The sequence below is a fragment of the Curtobacterium sp. TXMA1 genome (assembly GCF_020162095.1).
Lineage (GTDB): Bacteria > Actinomycetota > Actinomycetes > Actinomycetales > Microbacteriaceae > Curtobacterium.
The window spans coordinates 3,035,837-3,059,385 of the sequence record NZ_CP083910.1 but is presented as its reverse complement, the minus strand read 5'-3'; the positions used below and the strand labels follow the sequence as shown (position 1 = coordinate 3,059,385).

Below are 23,549 nucleotides of genomic sequence, written 5' to 3'. Positions count from 1 at the left end.
CGCCGGCGGCACGTCGTGCGACCGGAACGATCGCGGGCGGCGCGTCGTGAGACCGGAGCGGCGCGGGCGGGCGGGTCGTGCGACCGGAACGGCGCGCAGGAGGCCCGCGAGCGCCAGGTCGGCGTACCCGGCAGCCGCGGACATGACGAAGGCCGCCCACGTGGGGCGGCCTTCGTCGTGTGTGCGCTGGGCGTCAGGCGCGGCGCATGCGCAGTGCCTCGACCGCGAGGGACTCGGTGCCGTAGCGGCCGATCTCCTGCGCCCACGCCGGGTCGTCGCCGCGCAGGGCGGTGTACTCGCTGCCCTGTCGGCACACGTACCCGAGGACGGCGGTGGCGGTGGCCACCTCGACGAAGTCGGTGCGGATGTGCCGCGTCGTGACCCGCGCGCTGCGGCGCAGGGTGTCGAGGAGGAGCTGGTTGCTCATGGTGGTGTTCGTCGCTGCTGCGAGCTCGACGATGCGGCGCGCGTCAGCGGTGGTGCTGGTCTGCGTGGCGTCGATGGGCTCGGTCACGGTGTACCCCGATCGTTCTCTGGTGCTGCGGTGCTGTTCGGTCCGTGGATCAGGACCGGGAACGACACTATCGGCGTCGTGCAGGCAAACCGCTGAGCGGGGACTGGACTGTGCACAAGACGCACCATGAACATCCTGTGTCCGGGTTGTACCCCGGTGGGGCCTCGCGCGGGGAAGAAGGTGGGCCCCGTGGGGCTCGAACCCACGACCCTCGGATGAAGAGCCGGAGTCCGGGAGACTGGTGGGCCCCGTGGGGCTCGAACCCACGACCCTCGGATTAAAAGTCCGGTGCTCTACCAACTGAGCTAGAGGCCCTCACCCGCAAGGCTAGCGGGTGAGGGCCTCCAGACGAGAACCAGTGCCGTCGGTCAGCTGCGGCGCCCGGTGAGCGTCCGCAGGAGCCACATGATCACCGCGATGACGAGCAGCACGATGCCGACCCACAGCAGGAACTTCAGGCTCGCGGTGAAGCCACCGACGAACAGCAGGACGACCGCGATCACGGCCAGGATGACGAGCAGGGCGTTCATGGAGTCTCCTCTTCTCAACGTCCGGGAGGAGTGCCTCCCTGCCGGAGCACGGTACCCGCGCGCGCCCGGTTGCGTTCGTGGCGAACGGGGGACGTGCGCGTCGGCGGCCGCGCCTACACTCGCCGGGTGCCTCGCGATCACCACCGTCCCGTCCACTTCACCGACCAGGAGTTCGCCGCGATCCAGGGCGGCGATGACCCGGCCCTGGTGAACCGTGTCGCGCACGAGACGGCGAACGCGCTGCTGCACCGCGTCCGGCAGGACCCCGACCCGGCGGTGGTCGAGCGGCTCGTGACCTACACCGACGTGCACGGCATCGACGCGATCGCCGAGCTGTGGGCCCGCGTCGGCGCGCACACGCTCCCCGGGGCGCTGTGGCGGATCTACCTCGTGCGGGTCGTGATCCGACAGAACCCGGAGGAGGTCTCGTACTTCTTCGAGCGGGGCACGGCGCAGATCGGCACGATCGACGAGGCCGTCGCGGGTGCCGAGCAGCCGACGGGTCCGGCGGAGATCCTGACCCTGGCGGACAGCATCCTGCACGGGCTGTACACGGGTGACCTCGCGGTGGCGCTCGACCGCGGGGCGGCGTTCTGCCGGCTGACCGCCGCGGGTGCGACCTCGGTGGCGGACGACGCGGACCTGACCGCGGGGGAGCGCGCGACCGAGCTGACCCGGCGTGCGCTGCGGCTGACGGAGCTGGCGGCCGACCTGACCGAGGCGGCGGCGCTCTGGCGTCGCGACAGCCTGGACTGAGCAGAGGGGCGGGGCGGACCGACGCCGCGCGCCTCCAGACCGGCATGACCACCGCGACCGCGACACCGGACAGGCTGCGACGACCACCGCGACGGCGACGCCGGTCAGGCTGCGACGATCACCGCGACCGCAACGCCGGACGGCGCCGGACGAGCGCACGGCGTGGCCGCCCCCGGACATGCGAAGACCGGGCCGCAGAAGCGCCTCTCGGCGCGAGGCCGCTCGAAGCGGCGAATTTTGGAGCCCGGGGCTTGCTGCGGCCCGGCGACACCAACTCTACGAGACACGTGCTGTGCGCGTGGCCGTGTTCACTCTCGGTGGACACGATGCGCGGCCGGGCGTGCCCCGGACACGAGGACGACGCAGCTCTGCCCAATCCGGTCCGGCGACGGTGCCGAACAGAGGGTGTGACGCTCCTCGCGGACGTCACAGCGAGGGCCCGCTCGACCCGGTCCGGTACCCGCCGGTCAATTCCCTGCGGGCCGTGCGGCCCTCGCCCCGACTCCACCGCCGCGAGGATCCGAACGACCCGAACCCGACCTGCGAAGTGATTGCACATGTCGGACGCAATGCCACCGAGAGGGGGGAAACCTGCAATGCTTGCGCTCGTGGAACACGACACCGAGGCCTGGAGCTCCACCGAGCCCACACCCGTGTCGCCCGACGATCTGCTCGCCCGTGTCGCCGACGGCGACCAGGCAGCCTTCTCCGACCTCTACGACGCCCTGTCCGGCCGTGTGCTCGGTCTGGTGACGCGCCTCCTGAAGGACCGTGCCCAGTCCGAGGAGGTCGCGCAGGAGGTCTTCCTCGAGGTCTGGCAGCAGGCCACCCGCTTCGACCGTGCACGCGGCACCGCCGCCAGCTGGGTGCTCACCATGGCCCACCGCCGCGCTGTCGACCGGGTCCGCGCATCGCAGGCGTCGCACGACCGGGACACCAAGATCGGCATCCGCGACCTGGAGTCCGGTTTCGACCAGGTCTCCGAGTCGGTCGAGATCCGGATCGAGCACGAACGGGTCAGCCGGGCGCTCGGCAAGCTCACCGAGTTCCAGCGGCAGGCGGTGCAGCTCGCGTACTACGGCGGCTACTCGCACAGCGAGATGGCCGAACGGCTCGGTGTCCCGATCGGCACCGTCAAGACCCGTCTCCGTGACGGGATGATCCGACTCCGAGACGAGATGGGGGTGACGTCATGACCGAACGCCACGACGACCCTGCCCTGCTCACCGGGTCGCACGCCCTGGACGCCCTGTCGGACGACGAGCGCGCGCTCCTCGAGCACGCCCTGACGACCTCGCCGGAGCTGCAGTCGGAGGCGGACTCGCTCCGCGAGACCGCCCTGCAGCTCGCGTACGCCGTCGAGCCGATCGAGCCGCCCGCGTCGCTCAAGGCCTCGCTGATGGCGCAGATCGCCCGGACCCCGCAGGCAGCTCCGTCGGACGCCACGGCTCCGGTCGCCGGCCTGGAGGCCCCACTCGCCTCCGTCTCGTCGTCCGACCCCGCCGTCGGTGTGGCTCCCGCCCCCGCACAGGTCGCCGACACCGCGAACGTCGTCGCGTTCGGAACGGCTCCCGCCGCTGCGGACGGGGAGGGCGCGGCATCGGCGAAGGCCCGCCGCCGCTGGTTCCAGCGTCCGGTGGCCGCCCTGTCCGCCGCAGCAGCGGTCGCGGTGGTGTTCCTCGGCGTCGGACTCGGCGTCGGCACGAACTTCGGCCAGTCCGACGGCTCCGGCACCGGCACCACGCAGGCCTCGGGCACGCTCGACTCGATCTACGCCGCATCCGACTTCCAGCGCACGACCGCGAAGGTCCCCGGTGGCGGCTCGGCGACGGTGGTGTGGTCGCACGACGTCGGCAAGTCCGCGGTGATCCTCGACGGAGTCGAGCAGGCTCCGGCGGGCAAGACCTACGAGCTCTGGTACATCGGTTCCGAGGGCACGAAGGTGGTGCCGGCCGGCCTCGTCGACGGTGCCCGGAACGGCGTGCACACGGCGGTGCTCGAAGGCGACCTGACCCCCGGCGACGCGATCGGCATGACGGTCGAGCCTGAGGGCGGGTCCGACCAGCCGACCTCGACGCCGCTCATGGCCGTCCCCACGACCCAGGCGTAGCACCGACTCCGACGCAGGACGGCGGGCAGCGGACCATCTGCTGCCCGCCGTTCTGCGTCGGGGGTCGTCGTGCTCCCGCGACAGGTCCGTCGTCGTGCTCCCGCGACGGGTCCGTCGCCGTGCGACAGCGGGGTCGTCGCGGCGAGCCGCGAGCCGTGCGCCGCGAGCCGTGCGCGTCCGCCGTGCGCCGCCCGGCGTCCGCCGTCCGTCGCGCGCCGTGCGCCGCGCGCCGTCCGCCGTGCGTCGCACGCCGTGCCCCCGACGACGGGAGGCCCGGTGCCGTCCGTGGCGGACGTGCACCGGGCCTCCAGACCGACCGTCAGGAGACGGACCGGGTGCCGATCACCCGAAGCGACCCGAGACGTAGTCCTCGGTCGCCTGCACGGACGGGTTCGAGAAGATCGTCGCGGTGTCGTCGAACTCGATGAGCTTGCCCGGCGCACCGGTGCCCGCGATGTTGAAGAAGGCGGTCTTGTCGCTGACACGCGACGCCTGCTGCATGTTGTGCGTGACGATGACGATCGTGAAGTCCTTCTTGAGCTCCTCGATGAGGTCCTCGATCGCGAGCGTCGAGATCGGGTCGAGGGCCGAGCACGGCTCGTCCATGAGCAGGACGTCCGGCTGCACAGCGATCGCGCGGGCGATGCACAGACGCTGCTGCTGCCCACCGGAGAGACCCATGCCGGGCTTCTCGAGGCGGTCCTTGACCTCGTTCCACAGGTTCGCGCCCTGCAGGGAGCGCTCGACGATGTCGTCGCTCTCCGACTTCGAGACGCGCTTGTTGTTGAGCTTCACGCCGGCGAGGACGTTGTCGCGGATCGACATCGTCGGGAACGGGTTCGGGCGCTGGAAGACCATGCCGACCTGGCGCCGGACGAGCACCGGGTCGACGCCCTGGCCGTACAGGTCGTCGCCGTCGATCTTGACAGAGCCCTCGACGTACGCGCCGGGGATGACCTCGTGCATGCGGTTGAGCGTGCGGAGGAAGGTGGACTTGCCGCAGCCCGACGGGCCGATGAAGGCGGTGACGGTGCGGGGCTCGATCGTCATGTCGACGCCCTCGACGGCCTTGAACTTCGAGTAGTAGACGTTGAGGCCGTCGACCTCGATGCGCTTGGACACGTGGTTTCCTTCGGGGTGGGTGGAGATGCCGCTTCGCTGGCGCTCGGCGCTAGCGGGGAGCTTGGGGGCGAAGAGTCGGGTGATGAAGCGGGCGAGCAGGTTGAGCAGCATCACGATGAGGATGAGCACGAGCGCTGCGGTCCAGGCCCGGTCGACGAACGGCACCGGGTTGGCGCCCTGCTGCGAGTACTGCGTGTACGCGAACACCGGGAGCGTCATCATCGGGTTCTTGAACAGGTCGTAGTTCATGCTCGCGGTGAAGCCGGCCGTGACGAGCAGCGGCGCGGTCTCACCGATGACGCGGGCGATCGACAGCATGACGCCCGTCGTGATGCCGGCGAGGCTCGTCGGCAGCACCACCTTGAGGATCGTCAGGTACTTCGGCACGCCCAGGGCGTACGAGGCCTCGCGGAGCTCCATCGGGACGATCTTCAGGACCTCCTCGGTGGAGCGGACGACCACGGGGATCATCAGCACGCTCAGCGCGATCGAGCCGACGAGACCGAAGCGGGCGCCCGGGCCGAGGAACAGCGCGAACAGCGAGTAGGCGAAGAGACCGGCGACGATCGACGGGATGCCCGTCATCACGTCCACGAAGAACGTGATGCCCTTCGCCAGGGCGCCCTTGCCGTACTCGACCAGGTAGATCGAGGTGAGCAGGCCGATCGGCACGGAGATGAGCGCGGCGAACAGCGTGATCTCGAGCGTGCCGATGAGGGCGTGCAGTGCGCCGCCGCCCTCGGAGATGACGCCGCGCATCGAGGAGTTGAAGTACTGGGCGTCGAAGCGGGCCAGGCCGTCGGCCAGGACGGTCCAGAGCAGCGACACCAGCGGCAGCACCGCGATGACGAAGGCCGTGACGACCAGCGAGGTGATGAGCCGGTCGACCGCCTTGCGTCCGCCCTCGACGATGCGCGACACGACGACGATGAGGACGTCGAACAGGACCGTGCCGAGGAACAGGGCGGCGACGACGTTGAAGTCCTTCACCGCGCCGCCCGCGTTCAGCAGGGCGAAGACCGCGATCAGGGCGACCCAGGAGCCGATGAGGAGGAGCCACGGCACGGACTTGTGCAGCTTGCCGTTGGCGTAGACGTTGCCGGCGGTGCCGGTCTGACGGAGGGCGAGGGACATCGGGCGTGACCTCTCAGGAGACCCGCTTGCGCACGATGTAGCGCGCCAGCATGTTGATGACCAGGGTGATGACGAAGAGGATCAGACCCGACGCGACCAGCGCGTTCAGGGCCGTGCCCGAGGCCTCGGCGAACTGCAGCGCGATGTTCGCCGCGATCGTCGAGGGGTTGAGCGACGTCAGCATCTGGAAGGTGACGTTCGTCGAGACGGACAGCACGAGGGCGATCGCCATCGTCTCGCCCAGCGCACGGCCGAGACCGAGCATGATCGCCGACACGATGCCCGACTTCGCGAACGGCAGGACCGACAGGCGGATCATCTCCCAGCGCGTCGCACCGAGGGCGAGCGCGGCCTCCTCGTTGAGGGTCGGTGCCTGCAGGAAGATCTCGCGCATGACCGCGGTCATGATCGGGATCGCCATCACCGCGAGGACGATCGACGCCGTCAGGATCGTGCGGCCGGTGCCGGACACCTGGCCGGAGAACAGCGGGAACCAGCCGAGGTACTCGTTGAGGAAGCCGTAGAACGGCTTGAGGAGCGGGGCGAGGACGACGATGCCCCAGAGGCCGTAGACGACCGACGGCACCGCGGCCAGCAGGTCGATGACGTACCCGAGCACCGGCGCGATCCGGCGCGGTGCGTAGTGCGAGATGAAGAGCGCGATGCCGAGCGAGAGCGGCACGGCGATGACCAGCGCGATGAGGGCCGAGTAGACGGTGCCGAAGACGAGCGGACCGACGTAGTCCCAGAAGCTCGTCGCGTTGTTCGGCAGCTCGCCGACCTTCGCCGTGAAGGCGGGGATGCTCTGCCAGACCAGGAAGGCGGCGACGAGCACGAGCACGAAGAGGATCAGGCTGCCGGCGACCACCGAGGCGGTCGAGAACACCCGGTCGCCGACGCGGACGACGGCCTTCGGCTTGGTGGGGAGACGGTGGCCCCTCGCTGGGCCGGTGCGGTCGTCATGGGACTCCTGTCGGAGGGGGAGGCCGGGCTCCGTGGGGGAGCGGCCGGGGGAGGCGACGGGGGTGGTGCTGGTGCTGCGTCCGGCCGGGCCGGCGCTGCTGGTGCTGCGTCCGGCCGGGCCGGCGCTGCTGGTGCTGCGTCCGGCCGGGCCGGCGCTGCTGGTGCTGCGTCCGGCCGGGCCGGTGCTGCTGGTGCTGCGTCCGGGCTGGACGGGCGAGAACCCGGACGCCGGTCAGGATGGGTGGGACCGGCGTCCGGGTGCTCAGCGGGCCTTACTTGATCGAGGCGACGGCCTTCGCGGCCTTCTCCGACAGGTCGGAGGAGAGGGCGGCCGACTTGGCTTCCTTCGCGGCGGCCTCCTGCGCGTCCTGCGTGACGACGTAGTCGAGGTAGCCCTTCACGAGCGCACCCTTGTCGGCGTCCTTGTACTCCTGGCAGGCGATCGCGTAGGAGACGAGCACCAGCGGCCACGCACCCTCGGCGGTGTCCTTGCGGTTGATGTCGATGGCGAGGTCGTTCTCCGAGCGGCCCGAGACCGTGTCGGAGTCCGCGACGACCTTGGCAGCACCCTCGGCCGAGATCTCGGTGGCCTTGTCGCCGACCATGAGCTTCGCCTTGTCGAGGTCACCGGCGCCGGAGTCGTCGATGTAGGTGATGGCGTTCGAGGCGCTGGCCATCGCCGACGCGACGCCCGAGGTGCCCTTGGCCGAGTCGCCGACCTGGTACGGGAAGGTCTGGCTGGGGGCCTCGGTCCAGACGTCCGACGCGTTCGCCGAGACGTACTCGGAGAAGTTCTGCGTGGTGCCCGAGTCGTCGGAGCGGTGGATCACGGTGATGTTCGCGTCCGGGAGGTCGACGCCCTTGTTCAGGTCGGCGATCTCGGAGGCGTTCCACTTGGTGATCTTGCCCGAGAAGATGCCCGCGATGGTCTTCGCGTCGAGCGTCAGGTCGGAGACGCCCTCGACCTTGTAGGCGATGGCGATCGGGGAGATGTACACCGGGATGTCGATGGCCTTGTCCGTGCACAGGTCGAACGAGCCCGAGAGCTCCTCGTCCTTGAGCGCGGCGTCAGAGCCGGCGAAGTCGGCGGCACCCGAGATGAAGTTCTTGCGGCCGGCGCCGGAGCCGTCCGGCGAGTAGTTGACCGTCACGCCGGAGGCGACGTTCTGGAAGTTCGCGGCCCAGGTGGCCTCAGCGGTCTGCTGCGCCGACGAGCCGGAGCCGGTCAGCGTGCCCGAGAGCTTCGAGTAGTCGGTGCCCGAGCTCGAGGTCGGCGCCGCGGTGTCGCCGCTGCCACTCTCGTTCGCCGCGCAGGAGGACAGCACGACGGCGCCGGCGATCGCGATCGCTGCGATCGAACCGATTCGCTTGATGTTCACAGGGGTCCCTTCGGGAATGTCATTGCAGGCGGGACCGCTGCTGGTCCCTCGGGCCGGTGCTGACCCGGGAGCGACTGTAGGGACGCGAGGTGACGGGGATGACGCTCCTCGGTGAACGGAAGGTGAACGAGGGGTTGTCCCGGCTCGGGCGCCGGACGCCCGGCCGGAGGAGGGTGCAGGATCGGGTCACCGTGCGTGTGTGCGGACGATGCGATCGCATCGGTTCACGAAGGTGTCGCAGCAGTCCTGTCGGCGGTCTGCGCGCGCTCTCCCGCGACGAGTTGCGCGCTGCTCGGACGGGCGCGCGTTGCTCAGGCGGGCGCGTGCTGCTCGGGCGGGCGTGCGCGCTCCGGGCTGGGCACGCGCTCGCAGGGACGGGTGGGACGGCGCGGGCTCCGGTCTCGGCCTGGAGGCGCGCCTCGCCACCGCCCCGTCGCCCGCGGTCCGGCGGTCCCGCCGTGACGGGCGCGGTTCGGCTCGCTCGCGCCGGGCGCGGTCCGGCTGGGCCGCGCCGGGCGCGGTGTGGCCAGGCCGCGCCGGGCGCGGTCAGGCCCGGTTGCGCCGTGTGCGGTCCGGCCAGGTCGCGCCGGGCGCAGCGCGCTCCGGTTGCGGCACGGCCCGGTCGCGCCGGGCGCTCGACTCAGGCTGGGATCGTGTTGCGGTGGGTCTCGACGGCGACGAGCTTCTCGCCCGCGATGTGCAGCACCGCGAAGTCCCCGACCGAGAGCATCGCGGCCCGACGGAGGTCGAAGCGACGGCGGTCGTCAGCCGTGGCCGAGGCGATGCGCGCGATGATGTCCGGCAGCACCGGACCGTGCGAGCAGAGTACGGCGGACTTCGCCTTCGCGATGCGCTTCTGCACCACACCCTTGACGTCGGCGGCACCGCGGTCGTGGGCGTCCTGGCTGATGTCCGTCGTGCTCGAGACCCCGACCTTCGTCCGGGCGGAGAGCGGCTCGACGGTCGCGAGGCACCGCGCCGCCGTGCTGCTGACGATCTTCTTCGGACCGAACGCCGCGACGGGTGCCGCGACGGCCTTGGCCTGGGACCGTCCGACCGGCAGCAACGGGCGGGTGGCGTCGGGGCCGTCCCAGTCCGAGCCGGGCACGGTCTTCGCGTGGCGGAGGGCGATCAGCGCGAACGTCCGGTGCTCGCCCGCTGCGACGCGATCGGCGAACCGGTCGAGGATCGCGACGTCGCGTTCGTACGTGAGCCGTGCCCGTGCCTTGTCGACGGTCACCCACTCGATCGCGGCGACCTCGTCGTTCGGCCGGAACTTGCCCGCGCGGTCGTACTCCTTCGAGCCGACGCGGGCGGACCAGTAGTGCACGACCTTGTCGCGACCGCTCGGGAGGACGTACTCCGCGGTGCCGAGCGGCGCCCCGAGGTGGACGCGGTACCCGGTCTCCTCGTCGATCTCCCGCACGGCGGTCGTCGGGATGCTCTCCCCGGGGTCGACCTTCCCCTTCGGCAGGGAGACGTCCTGGTGGTGGTCCCGGTGGACGAGCAGCACCAGCGGCATGCCGTCCCGTTCGCGCTCGCGCCAGACGACCGCACCCGCCGCGACGACGGGCCCCGTGGGGCCGCCGCTCACCGAGCCGAACGCTTCCGCGCCGAGATCTTCCGCATGAGCACATTCTGCACGTCGTCGAGCGGACGGCCGTCCGGGTCCGTGGAGTGGCGCGTCCACTCGCCGTCGGACTCGAGGTGCCACGAGCTCGTCGATTCCGCCATCGCCAGGTCGAACATCTCCTCGACCTCGGCCACGTGGGCCGGATCGGTGAGCCGGACCAGCGCCTCGACGCGACGGTCGAGGTTGCGGTGCATCATGTCCGCCGACCCGATGAACACGACCGGGTCGCCGTCGTTGTGGAACGTGAAGGCGCGCGAGTGCTCGAGGTACCGGCCGACGACGCTGCGCACGCGGATCGTCTCGCTGACCCCCTCGATGCCGGGCTTGAGCGAGCAGATGCCGCGCACCCAGACGTCGATCGGCACACCGGCCTGGCTCGCGAGGTAGAGCGCGTCGATGACCTGCTCGTCCACCATCGAGTTGACCTTGATCCGGATGCCGGACGGCTTGCCGGCGCGGGCGTTCGCGGCCTCGGCCTGGATCCGCTTCACGAGCCCCTTGCGCAGGTGCAGCGGCGCGACGAGCAGGCGCTTGAACTTCTTCTCGATCGCGTAGCCCGACAGCTCGTTGAACAGGCGGGTGAGGTCCTTGCCCACGGTGTCGTCCGCGGTGAAGAGCCCCATGTCCTCGTAGATGCGTGAGGTCTTCGGGTTGTAGTTGCCCGTGCCGATGTGGCTGTAGTGCTTGAGCGTGCCGCCCTCCTGCCGGATGACGAGCACGAGCTTCGAGTGCGTCTTCAGTCCGACCAGGCCGTAGACGACGTGCACGCCGGCCTTCTCGAGCTTCCGCGCCCAGGTGATGTTGTTCTGCTCGTCGAAGCGTGCCTTGATCTCGACGAGGGCCAGGACCTGCTTGCCCGCCGCGGCGGCGTCGATCAGGGCCTCGACGATCGGGCTGTCACCGGAGGTGCGGTAGAGCGTCTGCTTGATCGCCAGGACGTTCGGGTCGGCGGCGGCCTGCTCGAGGAACGCCTGCACGCTCGTCGCGAAGGACTCGTACGGGTGGTGCACGAGGACGTCGCGCGAGCCGATGGCGCGGAACAGGTCGGGCTTGGTGTTCGGTTCGCCGGGCTGGAACTGCACCGGCGTCGTCGGGACGTGGCGCGGGTAGTGGAGGTCCGGGCGGGCGATCTTCGCGATCTCGAACAGACCGCCGAGGTCGAGCGGGGACGGCAGGCGGTAGACCTCCTGCTCGGTGACGTCGAGCTCACGCACGAGCAGGTCGAGGGTCACCGGGTCCATGTCCTCGGTGATCTCGAGACGGATCGGCGGACCGAAGCGGCGACGGAGCAGCTCGCGCTCGAGCGCCTGGATGAGGTTCTCGGCCTCGTCCTCCTCGATTTCGACGTCCTCGTTGCGGGTGACGCGGAAGACGTGGTGCTCGAGGACCTCCATCCCCGGGAACAGGTCGTCGAGGTGGTTCGCGATGAGGTCTTCGAGCGGGATGAAGCGCATCCGCCCCGAGCCGTCGTCGGGCAGCGCGATGAAGCGCGAGAAGTTCTGCGGCACCTTGAGGCGCGCGAACTCCTGCCGCTGCGACTTCGGGTTGCGGACCCGGACCGCCAGGTTCAGTGACAGGCCGGAGATGTAGGGGAACGGGTGCGCGGGGTCGACCGCGAGCGGCATGAGCACCGGGAAGATCTGCTCGTTGAAGTACTCCCGCATGCGCAGGCGGTCGGCCTCGTCGAGGTCGGACCAGTGCTCGATGTGGATGCCCGCGGCGTCGAGGTCCGGCTTCAGCGACTCGATGAACGCCGCCGCGTGCCGGTCCTGCAGCTCGTGGGCCTTCGCGGCGATGTCCCGCAGGACGTCGCTCGGAGCCCGCCCGACGTTGGTCGGGACCGCGATCCCGGTGTCGATGCGGCGCTTGAGTCCCGCGACGCGCACCATGAAGAACTCGTCGAGGTTGGACGCGAAGATCGCCAGGAAGTTGGCCCGTTCGAGCAGCGGTTGCGTGCGGTCCTCGCCCAGTTCGAGCACGCGCTGGTTGAACCGCAGCCAGCTCAGTTCGCGGTCGAAGTAGCGGTCCGAGGGCAGCGACTCGTGCTCGATCTCGACGACCTCGTCGAAGTCGTCGAGGTCGGGAGCGACGGATTCGCCGTCGAGCTGCGGTTCGGTGTCCATGTCGACATCCTGCCACCAGCCCCCTCCACCCGGAGGAGCACAGGTGACCGCTGGGGAAAGCGCGTGTGAACGACCGAGCTGTGCAGGAGTGCCGCGCGGGTGCCCGACCGTGCCCCTTGGACTGGGGGAGGAAACGTCACGATATACGGACGGTGACATGGTCGGGCTTCGCGGGTATGGTGGGCGGCGTTCAGGCCTCCGGGGGGATTCCACTGCGCGGGGGTGCAGGTACGAAGAGAATGAGGTTGACCATGTCGCGTGTCCTTTCCACCGAGCAGGCGAAGACCGCCATCCGCCAGATCCAGTCCATCGTGAACGGCGGGTTCACGGACCAGATCTCGCAGCTCGACGCCCAGGGGCGCATCCTGTCCGACTCGAACGTGTGGGACGGCCCGCTCGCCTCGACCTTCCGTGGGTCGACCTGGCCCGAGACCAAGGCGGCCCTCGACAAGGCGAAGACCGAGCTCGAGCAGCTCCGCACGCAGCTCGACAAGATCTCGCAGGACATCTTCACCGCGGGTGGCGGCGCGTAAACACCCACCCCACGCCCGGTCCACCGTCTCGGTGGGCCGGGCGTTCGCGGTCGGGGGGCCGACCGAACCACAGCACGATCAGTACGACCAGCACCAGCTTCGGGGGGAACGACCATGGCCCAGATCCACGCCAACATGGATCCGATCGAGTTCGACGACGCGACGGCCGATGCGCTGCAGAGCGCGATGAAGTCGGCGGCGGGGGCGATCAACGGCCAGCGCGGTTCCCGTCGCTCGTACGTCTCCACGGCGTCGCAGGAGTTCCGCGGCCGCTTCGCCCAGCTGTTCTCGTCGAACGCCGATGTGGCCGACTCGGACGCCGAGCGGATCGCGACGGCGCTGGAGAAGATCGCCGGTTGGGTCGGCCAGATGAAGGAAGCCGCGGCGAAGGAGCGGGACAACCGCAGGCGCGCGCGCGAGTGGCAGGAGCGCGAGGACGGCCGGAACGGCTTCCAGGACTTCGTGAACGACACGGTCCACTACGACCCGATGCCGGACATCAAGAACGAACCGGCACCGAAGTTCAAGCAACCCGACGTGCGACCCAAGCCCCGTGAGACGCCGAACCCGGGTTCCGGTGGGGGCGGAGGCGGCGGGACGTCGTCGGCGCGTCCGAGCGACCTCCGCTCCTTCGCGACCGGTTCGGTGTCGCTGGACAGCGCCCTCGAAGGACGACCCGCCGCACTGCGGGGAAAGCTCACCGACTTCGCCGCACAGTGCTCGTGGGGCCACATCGACGCTGACAGTGTCGTCACCGCCTTCGAGCAGTGGCTCGACGCGAACGCCCAGGACGCGAAGTGGGCCACCACCATCGCGGATGCCTTCACCGCGGCCGGTGGCGAGGGCAACGTCTCGACGGTCGCGGACTCCGCGCTCGCCGCGGCCCTCGCAGCCGCCGGTGTCTCCGAGACCCGTCAGGACCTGCAGTTCGAGCCGCCGTCGGCGTACGGCGCCCAGCCCACGACGGGCTTCTCGATGGACCCGGTCAACACCACGACCGGCAACTTCCTCGAACCGGAGCTCGACCTCGGGTTCACCGGCGCCTCGGCCTCGCTCGAGGTCACCCGCATGTACAACTCCCTCGACGAGCACGTGGGGCTCTTCGGCCCGGGTTGGTCGTCGATCCTCGAGACGCGTCTGCTCCTCGACGACGAGGGCGCCACCTTCGTCGGCGCCGACGGCCGGCAGATCCGCTTCCCGCGTTCCGGCGAGGGCTGGGACCGCGGTGTCGGCGAGAACCGCTGGCTCGCCGCGGAGGGCGACCTGCTCGTCGTGCGCGACAACGCCGGGGTCCGGATCGACTTCACCCCGTCCGGTCTCTGGACCGGACTGCGCGGCGGTGTCGGGACGGCGGTCCGGGTCGTCCGCGACGCCGACAACCTCGTCTCCCGTCTCGAACACGAACGCGGCCGCTGGGTCGAGATCGACCACGTGGACGGACGCGTCGCGGTCCTCCGGTCCTCCGACGGCCGGCGGGTCGAGTACGGCTACGACGACCGTGGGCGCCTCGTCAGCGTGACCGACCCGATCGGCACTCGCCGCTACGGGTGGAACGACGACGACCTCGTCGTCACCGTGACATCGGCCGCCGGGGTCGTCGAGGTCGACAACACCTACGACGACCAGCGTCGCGTGGTCGAACAGGTCAGCCCGTACGGCCGAGCGGTGCGCTTCGCCTACCTGCCCGGTCGTGTCACGGTCGTGTCCGACCACGACGGCTCGCGCGCGAACTCCTACATCGCCGACGCGAAGGGGCGGCTCGTCGGCGTCATCGACTCCGACGACCGACGACAGTCGATGAGCTACGACCGGCACGGCAACCTGGTGTCGGCCATCGAACGCGACGGGTCCGTCACGGTCCACGCGTACGACGAGCGTGGTCGGAGGACCCGTACGGTGACCCCCTCGGGCGGTGACATCACCTACGGGTACGACGATCAGGACCGGGTGACCACCGTCGTCACCGAGGCCGGCGCGGTCGTGTCCTACGAGTACCGCGACGACGACCGCGACCCGTCCGTCATCGTCGACCCGGTCGGCGGACGCACCGAGCTCACGTGGACGAACGGGGTCCTCACCCACGTCGTCGACCCGACCGAGGTCGTCCTCGACCTCGAGCACGACGACTTCGGTGAGCTGGTCGCGACCACGAACGCAGTCGGTGACACCGCCCGCATCGAGCGTGACGCAGCTGGTCGTCCGGTCGCTGCGGTCAGCCCGTCCGGCGCGCGGACCGAGTACCGCTGGGACGCAGCGGGGCTCCTCGTCGAGCGCCGCGACGCCGACGGTGCCGTCTGGCGGTACGAGCACACGGCCGGTGGTCGGGTGGCAGCGGTCACCGATCCGCTCGGCGCCCGCACCACCTTCGAGTACGCGGCGAGCGGCGAGCTGACGACCACCGTCGACCCGCTGGGTCGGCGGGTCACGCGGACGCTCGACGACCAGGGGAACGTTGCCGCGCTCGCCCTGCCGGGTGACGCGGTCTGGACGTTCGCGCACGACGGGTTGTCGCGCCTCCAGGCCGTCACCGACCCAACGGGCGCGACGTGGCGGCACGAGTACGACGCCAACGGCGGCCTCGCGGCCACCGTCGACCCGACCGGCGTGCGACAGGAGGTCGCACACGACGTCGCGACCGGCGCCGCGACCCTGCGCGATGCGTTCTCCGTGACCACCGTCCGCTTCGACGAGTTCGGGCGGCCCGTCGAGCGGACGAGTGACGAGACTGGTTCCGAGCTCGTGACGTACGACGCAGCCGGCAGGCCCGTCGAACTCGTCGACGGCGAGGGCGGCCTGACGCGCATCGAGCGCGACCTGGGTGGGCGGGTGACCGCGATCGTCAGCCCGTCCGGTACCCGCTCGACCTACGAGTACGACGCGTGCGGCCGGCCGTCCGCAGCCGTCGACGCCACGGGAGCGCGCACGACGCTCACGTACGACGCGGACTCCCGCGTCGTCGCCCGGACGCTGCCCACCGGCGAGGTCGAGGAGACCACCTACGACGCGGTCGGCCGCGTGGTCGCCCAGACGACCGCGGGAGCCGGGACGAGCCGGTACCGCTACGACCGCGCCGGGAGGCTCGTCTCCGTCCACGACGCACGCTTCGGTCAGCGTTGCTTCCGCTACGACGCTGCGGGGCAGCTGGTCGAGGCCGTCGACGGGCTCGGTGGCACCACCCGTTTCGCCTACGATGACCGGGGCCGACTCACCGCGGTCACGGACCCCGCCGGCGGTGTCACGCGGCGCCGGTACGACGCAGCAGACCGCGTGGTCGCGGTCGTCGACCCGCTCGGGCGTGAGACGTCGGCGCGGTACGACGCGGCCGGTCGTCAGGTGGAGCGGACCGACCCCGAGGGGCAGACCACCGGCTGGACCTTCGACGCCGCGGGCCGCGCGACCAAGATCCTGGTCGACGGACAGCTGGTGAGCGAGACCCGGCGCGACGCCGTCGACCGCACCGTCGTCGTCACCGATCACACGCGTGGCGCTGGGCGGACGGTCGACCACGAACTCGAGTACGACCGCCGCGGGTTCCTCGTCCGACGGAGCCGCGGCGGACGCTCCGTGCGGTGGGAGTACGACGCCGACGGCAACCGGACCGCGCGGATCGATCCGACGGGCAAGCGGACCGAGTGGCGCCGGGACGCAGCGGGTCGTGCTGTCGCTGTCGAGCGGCAGGGGCTCGCCGCGGCGACCTTCGGCTACGACGCAGCAGGGCGGATCGTCCAGGCGTCGACCGGCGACGTCGTCCAGTCGTGGTCGTACGAGCGCGGCGCCCTGGTCGCGCACACGACGACGACGCCCGAGGGTGCGACGGTCACGCGCATCGAGCGCGACGACCAGGGCCGGATCACGGCGATCGACGGTCCGGACGGTGGTGTCGAGTACGCGTACGACGAGGCCGGGCAGCTCGTCCGTGCCGGGGACTCCGCGTGGGAGTACGGCGACGGCGGGCGGCTGCTCCGCGAGTTCGTCGACGGCGTTGAGACGACGTTCGAGTACGACGCTGCCGGGCAGCTCATCGCGTCCGTCCGTGATGGGGAGCGCTCGGAGTACCTGTACGACGGACTCGGTCGACGGGTCCGGCGTACCCGAGTCGACGGGTCGACCGAGGAGTACGCGTGGTCCGATCTCGGGTCCTTGACCGCCGTCGTCTCGCGGGACAGCTCGTACGACGAGACCGGTCGGGTCGAGGTGTGGACCGACGTGCTCGGGGAGCTCGCCGAGGTCGGCGGCGCCGAGGTGTGGTGGGATTCCGCCGCGCCGCTGCCGACGATGGTGTCGATCGGCGCGGAGAGCGTGCTCGACCTGCCGGGCGGTGCGGTCGCCGTGGGCGACGCTTGGTCGACGGCTGGCTGGCGGAGCGCCCGTTCGACGGATGCATCGGACCCGTGGGCGGTGCTCGCATCGGTTCAGGGTTCGGCTCTGCCCACCGGTGTCTCGCTCACCGCTGACGGCGGGCTGTCGATCGCCGGGCTGGAGTGGCTCGGGGCGCGCGTGTACGACCCTGCGGCGCGGGGGTTCCTGTCGACGGACCCGTTGGCGCCCGTGCTCGGTGCCGCCTGGTCGGGGAACCCGTACTCGTACGCAGGGAACGACCCGATGCACGCGATCGACCCCCTGGGGCTCCGACCGGCGACGGACAAGGACCTGGCGGCGTACCGGGATGCGAACCAGAGCTTCCTGTCGAAGGCGGCGGGCTGGGTCGGTGACAACTGGGAGTACATCGCAGCCGGGGCAGCGATCGTCGCTGGTGTGGCGCTCATGTTCACCGGCGTTGGCGGACCGGCGGGGGTCGCACTGATGATGGCGTCTGGGGCGCTGGTGAGCGGTGGCGTCGAGATTGCCTCTCAGAAGCGAGAGCGCGGTTCGGTCGACTGGACCAAGGTGGGTGTTCAGGCCGGTATCGGAGCGGCCTCCGGGTTGGCTGGAGGTTTGGGAGCTTTCGGGCTGGCGAAAGCCGCGGCGGGCGCATCTCGTGCGGCTCGTCCGCTCGTCCAGAACCTAGGATCTAAACTCCTGACCAAGACAGGTCAGGCGGCCGGATCATCTGGGCTGTCTGGAGCTACCTCAAACTTCCTGACGTACGGCAATGAGAATCAATGGAAGGGTGACGGCTGGGGGTACGCGGGCTCGACAGCCCTCGGATTTGTGACCGGTGCTGCATCAAGCGCAGCGTCGACGAAGGTATCTGGCTCGTTCCTAGACAACATCGACCTATCGGGGTTGGCGCGACAGACTGGTAGACACGTCGCGGTGGGCGAGCATGTGATGCCTCTCTCTGAAAGGATTGTCCGAAGGGGAGTCGAGGGGTTCGTGGATCACGCAGCTGGAGGTGCACAAGGTGCCGTGAACGAGTGGCTCCGGCCCGGCGGTGAAGGGCCGGAGCGGGGCTTCCTGAACGGTTTGCCTTCCGGCGCGGAGGGCTTCACCTGGTCGCAGAATCGACACTGATTCCTACGAACTGAGAGGTATCGTGTGGTAAAGAAGCAGTCAAGGACTGGAAGTAGCGACGTTCATCCGAGGCGAAAGCGTGGGAACAAGTTCGTATTCGGATGGCTAGGATTCATCATGCTCGTCATTGCGGGCGTGCTCCTAGGGGGCAGCTTTTCCGATCATACGATCGTACGCATCAAATGACAGTTAGCTGCTCAGTGACATCTGCAGCTGCTGGAACAGGCGGGTCTACTTCGGGTCGCGGTGTCGGGACTCTTTTCGACCAGGTGGAGATACAGACGTCGAATTGCGGGCCGCTCGTGATTAGACGTGGCATCGACGCGGAGAACAAGCAGTCTGTTGCGTCACAACTGGACCAGGGGGGCGCCCACGAGTTTCAAGTCGGCGCCGCTTCGTTCGAATGGCGAGGGTTGCTTGAATTCTTCAAGACACCGGTCATCGTTACGGAAGCTGAGTGATTCCGTTTGGCTTGTGCGCTCCTCGTAGTACTCGGAACCGCGATGCTCCGGGTGGGGTGGCGCTATGACGAATGAATGGTTACGGCCTGGCGGTGCAAGGACGCGTAAGAGAATGATGCAACCGTTTGGTACAGGGATCCTTTCTCGTGTAGAGGGGCCTACGGCCCGCGCACGACGGGCGGGGTGATCACAGCCTGTCTCACCTGCCGAGCCACACTCTCGACGATCAGACCCCTGACGGGACGAGGAAATCCCACGTCAAGAGGAAGCGCATCATCGCGGCGATTGTGTTTGTCGTCATCGTTGTCGGGCCGTTCCTCCTGTTCTTCCTTGGGCCGCTGGCTGTAGGGGCTTACGACGCGCATCGCCCGTTGACACTGCGCTGTACGGTCGACTCTGCTGCCGCCGGCACGAGTTCAACGCGGTCGCTAAAGGGAATCGGGGCTCCGTCGACGCTCGTAGTTATCAACACCAAGACCTGCGGTGAGCTGCTACTGGATCGCGGCGTCAACGCTCAGAACGCAGAAGAAATCGCTGCTCGCTTCCGGAAAGGTACGGTGTACGACTTCACCGTCGGGGAAGCTACTTGGAATCTGCGAGCGTTCTTCGCGGTGCTCAAGGTCTCGCCGGACGTGCTCCGCTACGAATCTGTCCCCCGATCATAGACGTTCACGTACTTGGTGGTCACGCTGCGAACACGTCCGGGATTGCTCTGTTCAATGAGGCCACGGCGTTCGCGACGAATCCTGTCGTTCGGGCTGGCCCAGCATGAGCCAATGAGATGCTTCGACCGAACGGGGATCGCGGTTCTGACCTGTGGACGGACGCCGCAAACAGCTTGATATTGCGGGCACGTGGACCACGAGGGATAGGGCAACTGTGGCGGCGAGGTGGGGGACTGACGAGAGAACCGAAGGCGTGGAGGGATACTGGTCGCTGGTGCCGTGATCGAAGGACCTATGAGGACGAATGACGAGGAGGTGTCCCGGCTTTGCGAAGAGGTCAGCGGTTACCTGCGCGGAGCACGCCAAGAAGAGGCCGCTAGCTGGAACGAACAACAGGCGCGGGCGCTCGGGAGCGACGTGGGGGCCGAACGAGCGGCGCGGATGCGGGCAATACACGAGTCGGTCTCGGCTGGGGCTGGAGGTCCACTCGGCGCCGTGGTGACCGACGGCAGAGGAACCGCTGACGACGAGGCGACAACTAGGTACAGGGGCGCTCTTGATCGTCTGTTCCGCTTGACTACGCAGTCGCGCTGGCGTGATTGGCTGCGAACCTGGACGGGATGACGGCGAGCAATCATCGAGGAGAACCCATTCGTCTACAGCGCGACCGTCACCTCCTCCGTACGTATTCAGAATGGGTGCCGACGATCACACAATTGACATCTGGCGGCTCAACGACGTGCTGACGGAAGTGGCTCGTCAAGGTGATCGACGGGCGGATGTCGAACGGCATCCGCGCTTCAGATTCTCTCGCGGTGCCACGCTGTTGAGAAGAGCAGCTTTGACAAGCCGCGGAAGGACCTTGGTGAGCTTCGATCGCGAGGGCCGACTCGTCGTCTTCATGGCAGCAGCCCAGGTCCTACCCGTAGTGGCGGCGTCCTTCATGTGACAGAGGCACTGCTGACATGGGCCTAGGCGGCTTGCCTGCGCGATGCGGCTCGGTGCGGTGGCGCTGCCGCGACTGACCGTGACGGAACGGGAGCAGGGTCGGAGCCATCCCAGCCTGATACGTTGGATGCAGGCGCCGGCCCAGCTGGAGCCTGACATCGAGTACCGCGCACAGGGGGCGCCGGCGCTCGAGGGGGCGTGGACGACCGGTCGCGGAGCGGCTGGAGCACGGATCTTCGGGGACGTCCGGCGCGCGAGTGCTGACCGCGAAGGACCATCATGACGACGCCGAACAACGGGCAGCCCGGCGACTGGCAGCCGAACAACGGCCAGCCGGACCAGCAGACGCCCGGATTCCAGCAGCAGAACCAGCAGGCGCCGGGCTTCGGGCAGGCGAACGAGCAGCAGATGCCTGGCTTCCAGCAGCCGGGCCAGCAGGCGCCCGGGTACCAGCAGCAGCCCTACGCCGGCGCGAGCGTGAGTGTGCCGCCCTGGCAGCCGCCCGCCCCGGAGAAGAAGGGCAAGAGCGTCGCGCTCCGGATCCTCATCCCGGTCGTGTCCGTCCTCGCCGCGGTCGGCGCGTCCCTCGGCGTCCGCGCGTTCTTCAACGCCACCGCCGAACCCTCCCCGTCGGCCCTCGCGACCGAGGCGGCGAAGCAGGTCAACGAGAACTACACCTTCCCGCTCGAGCTCGACGAGGTGACCCGCTGGGACGGTGTGACGGCTGACGGCGCGCAGCTCGAGTACGCCTACACGATCGACTCCTCGGTCGATCCGGCGAGCCTGACCGCGGCGGACCTCAAGTCGTCGGTCGTTTCGAACGTCTGCCAGAAGAAGGATTCGCGTGACCTGCTGTCGAAGGCGATCGTGATGCGCTACTCGTACGTCTTCGAGGGCACCGACCGCACGCTCGACTTCTCGGTCACCAGCGCCGACTGCTGACCGCGGCGGGGGCTGAGGAGGGGTGACTCCTGCACGTCGGGTCTTCCACACGCTCCTCGCGGCGGTGGCACTGACCAGCAGTGGGCTGATCGAGGTCGGGCACTTCCGCGTCCATGGCTGGGCGTTCGCCGTCGTCACCGTCCTCGGACTCGGCTATGGTGCGGCGCTCGTGCGCGTCGGCGCAGCGGGCTGCCTCGTACCGACGGTGATGTTCCTCGGGAGTTTCGTCGTGCTCGTCGTCCTCATCGACTACGCGTCGGACTGGGGGCCGCTGCAGTACGGGTGGCTGCCCGCGGTGCTCGCCGGTGCGCTCCTCGCCCGGGTGCTGTTCCCGGACGTGGGGGCGAGGCGGCGCAAGGAGACGGCGGGCCGCGGGCTGCGCACGGCGGGTGGGGAGTGGCTGCGCGAGCTCGGCCCGTTCATGCTGTGCACGGGCGCGTTCTGCGCCGCCGCGCTGGGGGCGATCCTGCACGGCGAGGGTGACGAGGCGCTGCGCTACGACGACGCTCTCCGGCGGACCGGTGTGGTCGTCACCGGTGAGGTCGTGCACGTCGAGCGTGTGCACGTCACTGGGTACAAGGGGCGAGGGCACAGCGAGTACACGCCGGTGACGCGGCAACGGTACGAGGGTGTGGAGTACGAGACGACGCTCGACGAGTACACGGTGGCGAGTGATCCAGACTTCTACCGCGTCGGGCAGCGTTTGGAGATCATGGTCGACCCGGACGACCCGACGTCCGCCGGAGTCCGGTCCGAGGAGCTGCACGGAATGTTCGTGCGGAACGTCGATGACGGTCGCAACTACGCGTTCACAGCACTACCGCTGCTGACTGTGGGAGCGCCGCTCCTCGCGGTGCAGACGGTCGCGGGCATCACACGAAGGATCCGGACCAGGCACACCCGGCGGTGGGCGAAGGCCAGACGACAGGTACTCGCCGCTCGACGGCGCGCTCGACGTCTGGCCGCCGGTGTCGCGTCAGCCCACCGCGCTGGATCGTTCCCGCCACACACCCCGACCGGGTGAACGCGGGCGACCGTCACCGGAGCAGCACGCGACAGGGTGAGGCGACCGACCCGACAGGGTGGGCGGTCCGTCGGACCGGCACCGCGCCTCCAGGCCGGATCGTGGGATCAGCCGCTGACGGTCATCGCGGAAGACCGCTCACCCACGCGCGGAACGTGAGGGCGTCGCCGTCGCGCAGAACGACCGCCGGTGCCTCCTGCGCGTCGTACAGGAGCGCGAGGCTCTCCGGCGGCAGGCCGGCCAACTGCCGACCCCCGAGCGACGTCGGGTCGACGAGCGCCGGACTCGCCAGGAACGCGAGGGGCTGCGACTCGGACTCCACGACACCCGTCCGGCCGTCGATGAGAGCGCGGACCTCGGCGGGGTGCAGCACGACGACGTCGCCACCGACGAACAGGCGGATCACCGGACGCACGCGACCGCCGCGGCCGAGCGGGACCGTGGTCCAGTCGGCGCTGCACGCGACACCGCGCCAGGGCGGGACCGAGACGCCGTTCGGTCCGAGCCCTGCGGGGGCGGTCATGCGGGGACGGACGACGCGTTCCTGCAGGTACGCCTCGAGCTCCGCGTACCCGCGCGCCAGGCCCATCACGTGGAAGAGTCGCTTCCCGGTCACGTCGCGCGCCTGCAGGCCGCCGTACTGGTTCGCGATCGGCAGCACTGCCGCGATCTGGGGCAGGTCCACGCGGCGCTCCCGCTGGAGGCCCTGACGGACCAGCAAGTGGTCCTCCATCGCGAGCACGCGTGTCCGGCGCAGCGAGCGGGACAGCAGGATGCCACCGATGCCGGCCAGCAGGACGACGATCGCCACGATGAGCAGACTGGGATCGATGCCGGTCGAGATCGTCGTGGCGGCGCCCAGCGACAGCAGGGCTCCGACCACGACGAAGACGATGGCGACCACCCGGATGAGGACCCACTGGAACGTCCGCAGGCGCACGGTGACGAGCGCACCACCCTCGTTCGGCAGTGGCTCCCCACGCTCGCGACGGCGGCGGTCGCTGCGCTTGGTCGCCGCCGTCACGGATGTCGTGATTATGAACGCCGCGACCATCGCGATGCCCACGGACGTGATGGTGATCCACATGTGTCGTCCCCCTCGTGCTGCGGCCCCTCGACCGAGTGGTCGACCGCCACGTTCGGAACGGTCGACCACTCGATCATGCATCCCCGACCACCGCGTGGTGTTCGGCGATCCCCCCAGGGTGCGTTGTGCAGAGTATCAATTCCAGCGGCGACCGCAAGTTCGTATGTCGCC

General features: G+C 69.5%; 16 protein-coding genes, 1 tRNA gene and 1 pseudogene. 8 read left to right on the top strand and 10 right to left on the bottom strand.

What is annotated here, in order from left to right; translation table 11 throughout:
* Positions 1-193 precede the first annotated feature (193 nt).
* The 3 genes from LCG91_RS14405 to LCG91_RS14395 all read right to left on the bottom strand — a co-directional run bounded on the left by LCG91_RS14405 (position 194) and on the right by LCG91_RS14395 (position 1,044).
* Complete coding sequence (locus tag LCG91_RS14405) at positions 194-514, bottom strand: hypothetical protein (RefSeq protein ID WP_224441811.1); 321 nt, start codon at positions 512-514, stop codon at positions 194-196.
* Positions 515-753: 239 nt separating this feature from the next.
* Positions 754-829 (bottom strand) — tRNA-Lys (locus LCG91_RS14400).
* 53 nt (positions 830-882) lie between these two features.
* The gene (locus LCG91_RS14395; protein WP_137768325.1) at positions 883-1,044 is read right to left on the bottom strand and encodes a DUF2207 domain-containing protein; all 162 of its coding nucleotides are present in this window, start codon (positions 1,042-1,044) and stop codon (positions 883-885) included.
* A 126-nt stretch (positions 1,045-1,170) separates the two neighbouring features.
* Here LCG91_RS14395 and LCG91_RS14390 point away from each other — a divergent pair, with 126 nt between their 5' ends.
* The 3 genes from LCG91_RS14390 (at position 1,171) to LCG91_RS14380 (ending at position 3,910) form a co-directional block, all read left to right on the top strand.
* Complete coding sequence (locus tag LCG91_RS14390; RefSeq protein WP_058750221.1) at positions 1,171-1,800, top strand: hypothetical protein; 630 nt, start codon at positions 1,171-1,173, stop codon at positions 1,798-1,800.
* A gap of 596 nt (positions 1,801-2,396) precedes the next feature.
* Positions 2,397-2,996, top strand: coding sequence for a sigma-70 family RNA polymerase sigma factor (locus LCG91_RS14385; RefSeq protein ID WP_058728600.1), 600 nt, complete (start codon positions 2,397-2,399; stop codon positions 2,994-2,996).
* On the top strand, positions 2,993-3,910 hold the full coding sequence (locus tag LCG91_RS14380; RefSeq protein WP_224441810.1) for an anti-sigma factor domain-containing protein: 918 nt from the start codon (positions 2,993-2,995) through the stop codon (positions 3,908-3,910). The genes LCG91_RS14385 and LCG91_RS14380 overlap by 4 nt, the downstream gene beginning before the upstream one ends.
* A gap of 342 nt (positions 3,911-4,252) precedes the next feature.
* Here LCG91_RS14380 and pstB read toward each other — a convergent pair whose 3' ends face one another.
* The 6 genes and pseudogenes from pstB to LCG91_RS14350 form a co-directional block, all read right to left on the bottom strand.
* Positions 4,253-5,032: a phosphate ABC transporter ATP-binding protein PstB gene (gene pstB, locus LCG91_RS14375; RefSeq protein ID WP_058750201.1), complete on the bottom strand. Its 780-nt coding sequence runs from the start codon at positions 5,030-5,032 to the stop codon at positions 4,253-4,255.
* A 60-nt stretch (positions 5,033-5,092) separates the two neighbouring features.
* A pseudogene (pstA, locus tag LCG91_RS14370) lies at positions 5,093-6,166 on the bottom strand (phosphate ABC transporter permease PstA); the annotation flags it as partial.
* A 13-nt stretch (positions 6,167-6,179) separates the two neighbouring features.
* Positions 6,180-7,052: a phosphate ABC transporter permease subunit PstC gene (pstC, locus tag LCG91_RS14365; protein WP_224441809.1), complete on the bottom strand. Its 873-nt coding sequence runs from the start codon at positions 7,050-7,052 to the stop codon at positions 6,180-6,182.
* Positions 7,053-7,401: 349 nt separating this feature from the next.
* Positions 7,402-8,508: a phosphate ABC transporter substrate-binding protein PstS gene (locus tag LCG91_RS14360; RefSeq protein WP_058730112.1), complete on the bottom strand. Its 1,107-nt coding sequence runs from the start codon at positions 8,506-8,508 to the stop codon at positions 7,402-7,404.
* Positions 8,509-9,148: 640 nt separating this feature from the next.
* A complete protein-coding gene (locus LCG91_RS14355; protein ID WP_137768322.1) occupies positions 9,149-10,102 on the bottom strand; it encodes an NUDIX hydrolase in 954 nt (317 codons plus the stop codon).
* Positions 10,099-12,264 (bottom strand): RNA degradosome polyphosphate kinase, encoded by a 2,166-nt coding sequence (locus tag LCG91_RS14350; RefSeq protein WP_058730110.1) that lies wholly within the window; start codon positions 12,262-12,264, stop codon positions 10,099-10,101. Before LCG91_RS14350 ends, LCG91_RS14355 begins: the two co-directional genes overlap by 4 nt.
* 251 nt (positions 12,265-12,515) lie before the next feature.
* Between LCG91_RS14350 and LCG91_RS14345 the strand changes: the two genes are divergently transcribed.
* The 5 genes from LCG91_RS14345 (at position 12,516) to LCG91_RS14325 (ending at position 22,291) form a co-directional block, all read left to right on the top strand.
* The gene (locus tag LCG91_RS14345) at positions 12,516-12,797 is read left to right on the top strand and encodes a hypothetical protein (RefSeq protein WP_058729289.1); all 282 of its coding nucleotides are present in this window, start codon (positions 12,516-12,518) and stop codon (positions 12,795-12,797) included.
* Between the two features lie 114 nt (positions 12,798-12,911).
* Positions 12,912-18,251, top strand: coding sequence for a DUF6531 domain-containing protein (locus LCG91_RS14340; RefSeq protein WP_224441808.1), 5,340 nt, complete (start codon positions 12,912-12,914; stop codon positions 18,249-18,251).
* A 748-nt stretch (positions 18,252-18,999) separates the two neighbouring features.
* Entirely contained in the window at positions 19,000-19,377 is a 378-nt protein-coding gene (locus LCG91_RS14335) for a hypothetical protein (protein WP_224441807.1), read from the top strand.
* 1,227 nt (positions 19,378-20,604) lie between these two features.
* Positions 20,605-21,267 (top strand): hypothetical protein, encoded by a 663-nt coding sequence (locus LCG91_RS14330; protein ID WP_224441806.1) that lies wholly within the window; start codon positions 20,605-20,607, stop codon positions 21,265-21,267.
* A 22-nt stretch (positions 21,268-21,289) separates the two neighbouring features.
* Positions 21,290-22,291 (top strand): DUF3592 domain-containing protein, encoded by a 1,002-nt coding sequence (locus LCG91_RS14325; protein ID WP_224441805.1) that lies wholly within the window; start codon positions 21,290-21,292, stop codon positions 22,289-22,291.
* 121 nt (positions 22,292-22,412) lie between these two features.
* Here the strand turns inward: LCG91_RS14325 and LCG91_RS14320 are convergent, their stop codons facing one another.
* Positions 22,413-23,378: a hypothetical protein gene (locus LCG91_RS14320; RefSeq protein WP_224441804.1), complete on the bottom strand. Its 966-nt coding sequence runs from the start codon at positions 23,376-23,378 to the stop codon at positions 22,413-22,415.
* Positions 23,379-23,549: the final 171 nt, after the last annotated feature.

Coding starts and splice junctions, on each gene's coding strand:
- LCG91_RS14395 (WP_137768325.1), bottom strand. CDS start 1,044: ATGAACGCCCTGCTCGTCATCCTGGCCGTGATCGCGGTCGTCCTGCTG.
- LCG91_RS14385 (WP_058728600.1), top strand. CDS start 2,397: ATGCTTGCGCTCGTGGAACACGACACCGAGGCCTGGAGCTCCACCGAG.
- LCG91_RS14380 (WP_224441810.1), top strand. CDS start 2,993: ATGACCGAACGCCACGACGACCCTGCCCTGCTCACCGGGTCGCACGCC.
- LCG91_RS14350 (WP_058730110.1), bottom strand. CDS start 12,264: ATGGACACCGAACCGCAGCTCGACGGCGAATCCGTCGCTCCCGACCTC.
- LCG91_RS14345 (WP_058729289.1), top strand. CDS start 12,516: ATGTCGCGTGTCCTTTCCACCGAGCAGGCGAAGACCGCCATCCGCCAG.
- LCG91_RS14340 (WP_224441808.1), top strand. CDS start 12,912: ATGGCCCAGATCCACGCCAACATGGATCCGATCGAGTTCGACGACGCG.
- LCG91_RS14330 (WP_224441806.1), top strand. CDS start 20,605: ATGACGACGCCGAACAACGGGCAGCCCGGCGACTGGCAGCCGAACAAC.
- LCG91_RS14320 (WP_224441804.1), bottom strand. CDS start 23,378: ATGTGGATCACCATCACGTCCGTGGGCATCGCGATGGTCGCGGCGTTC.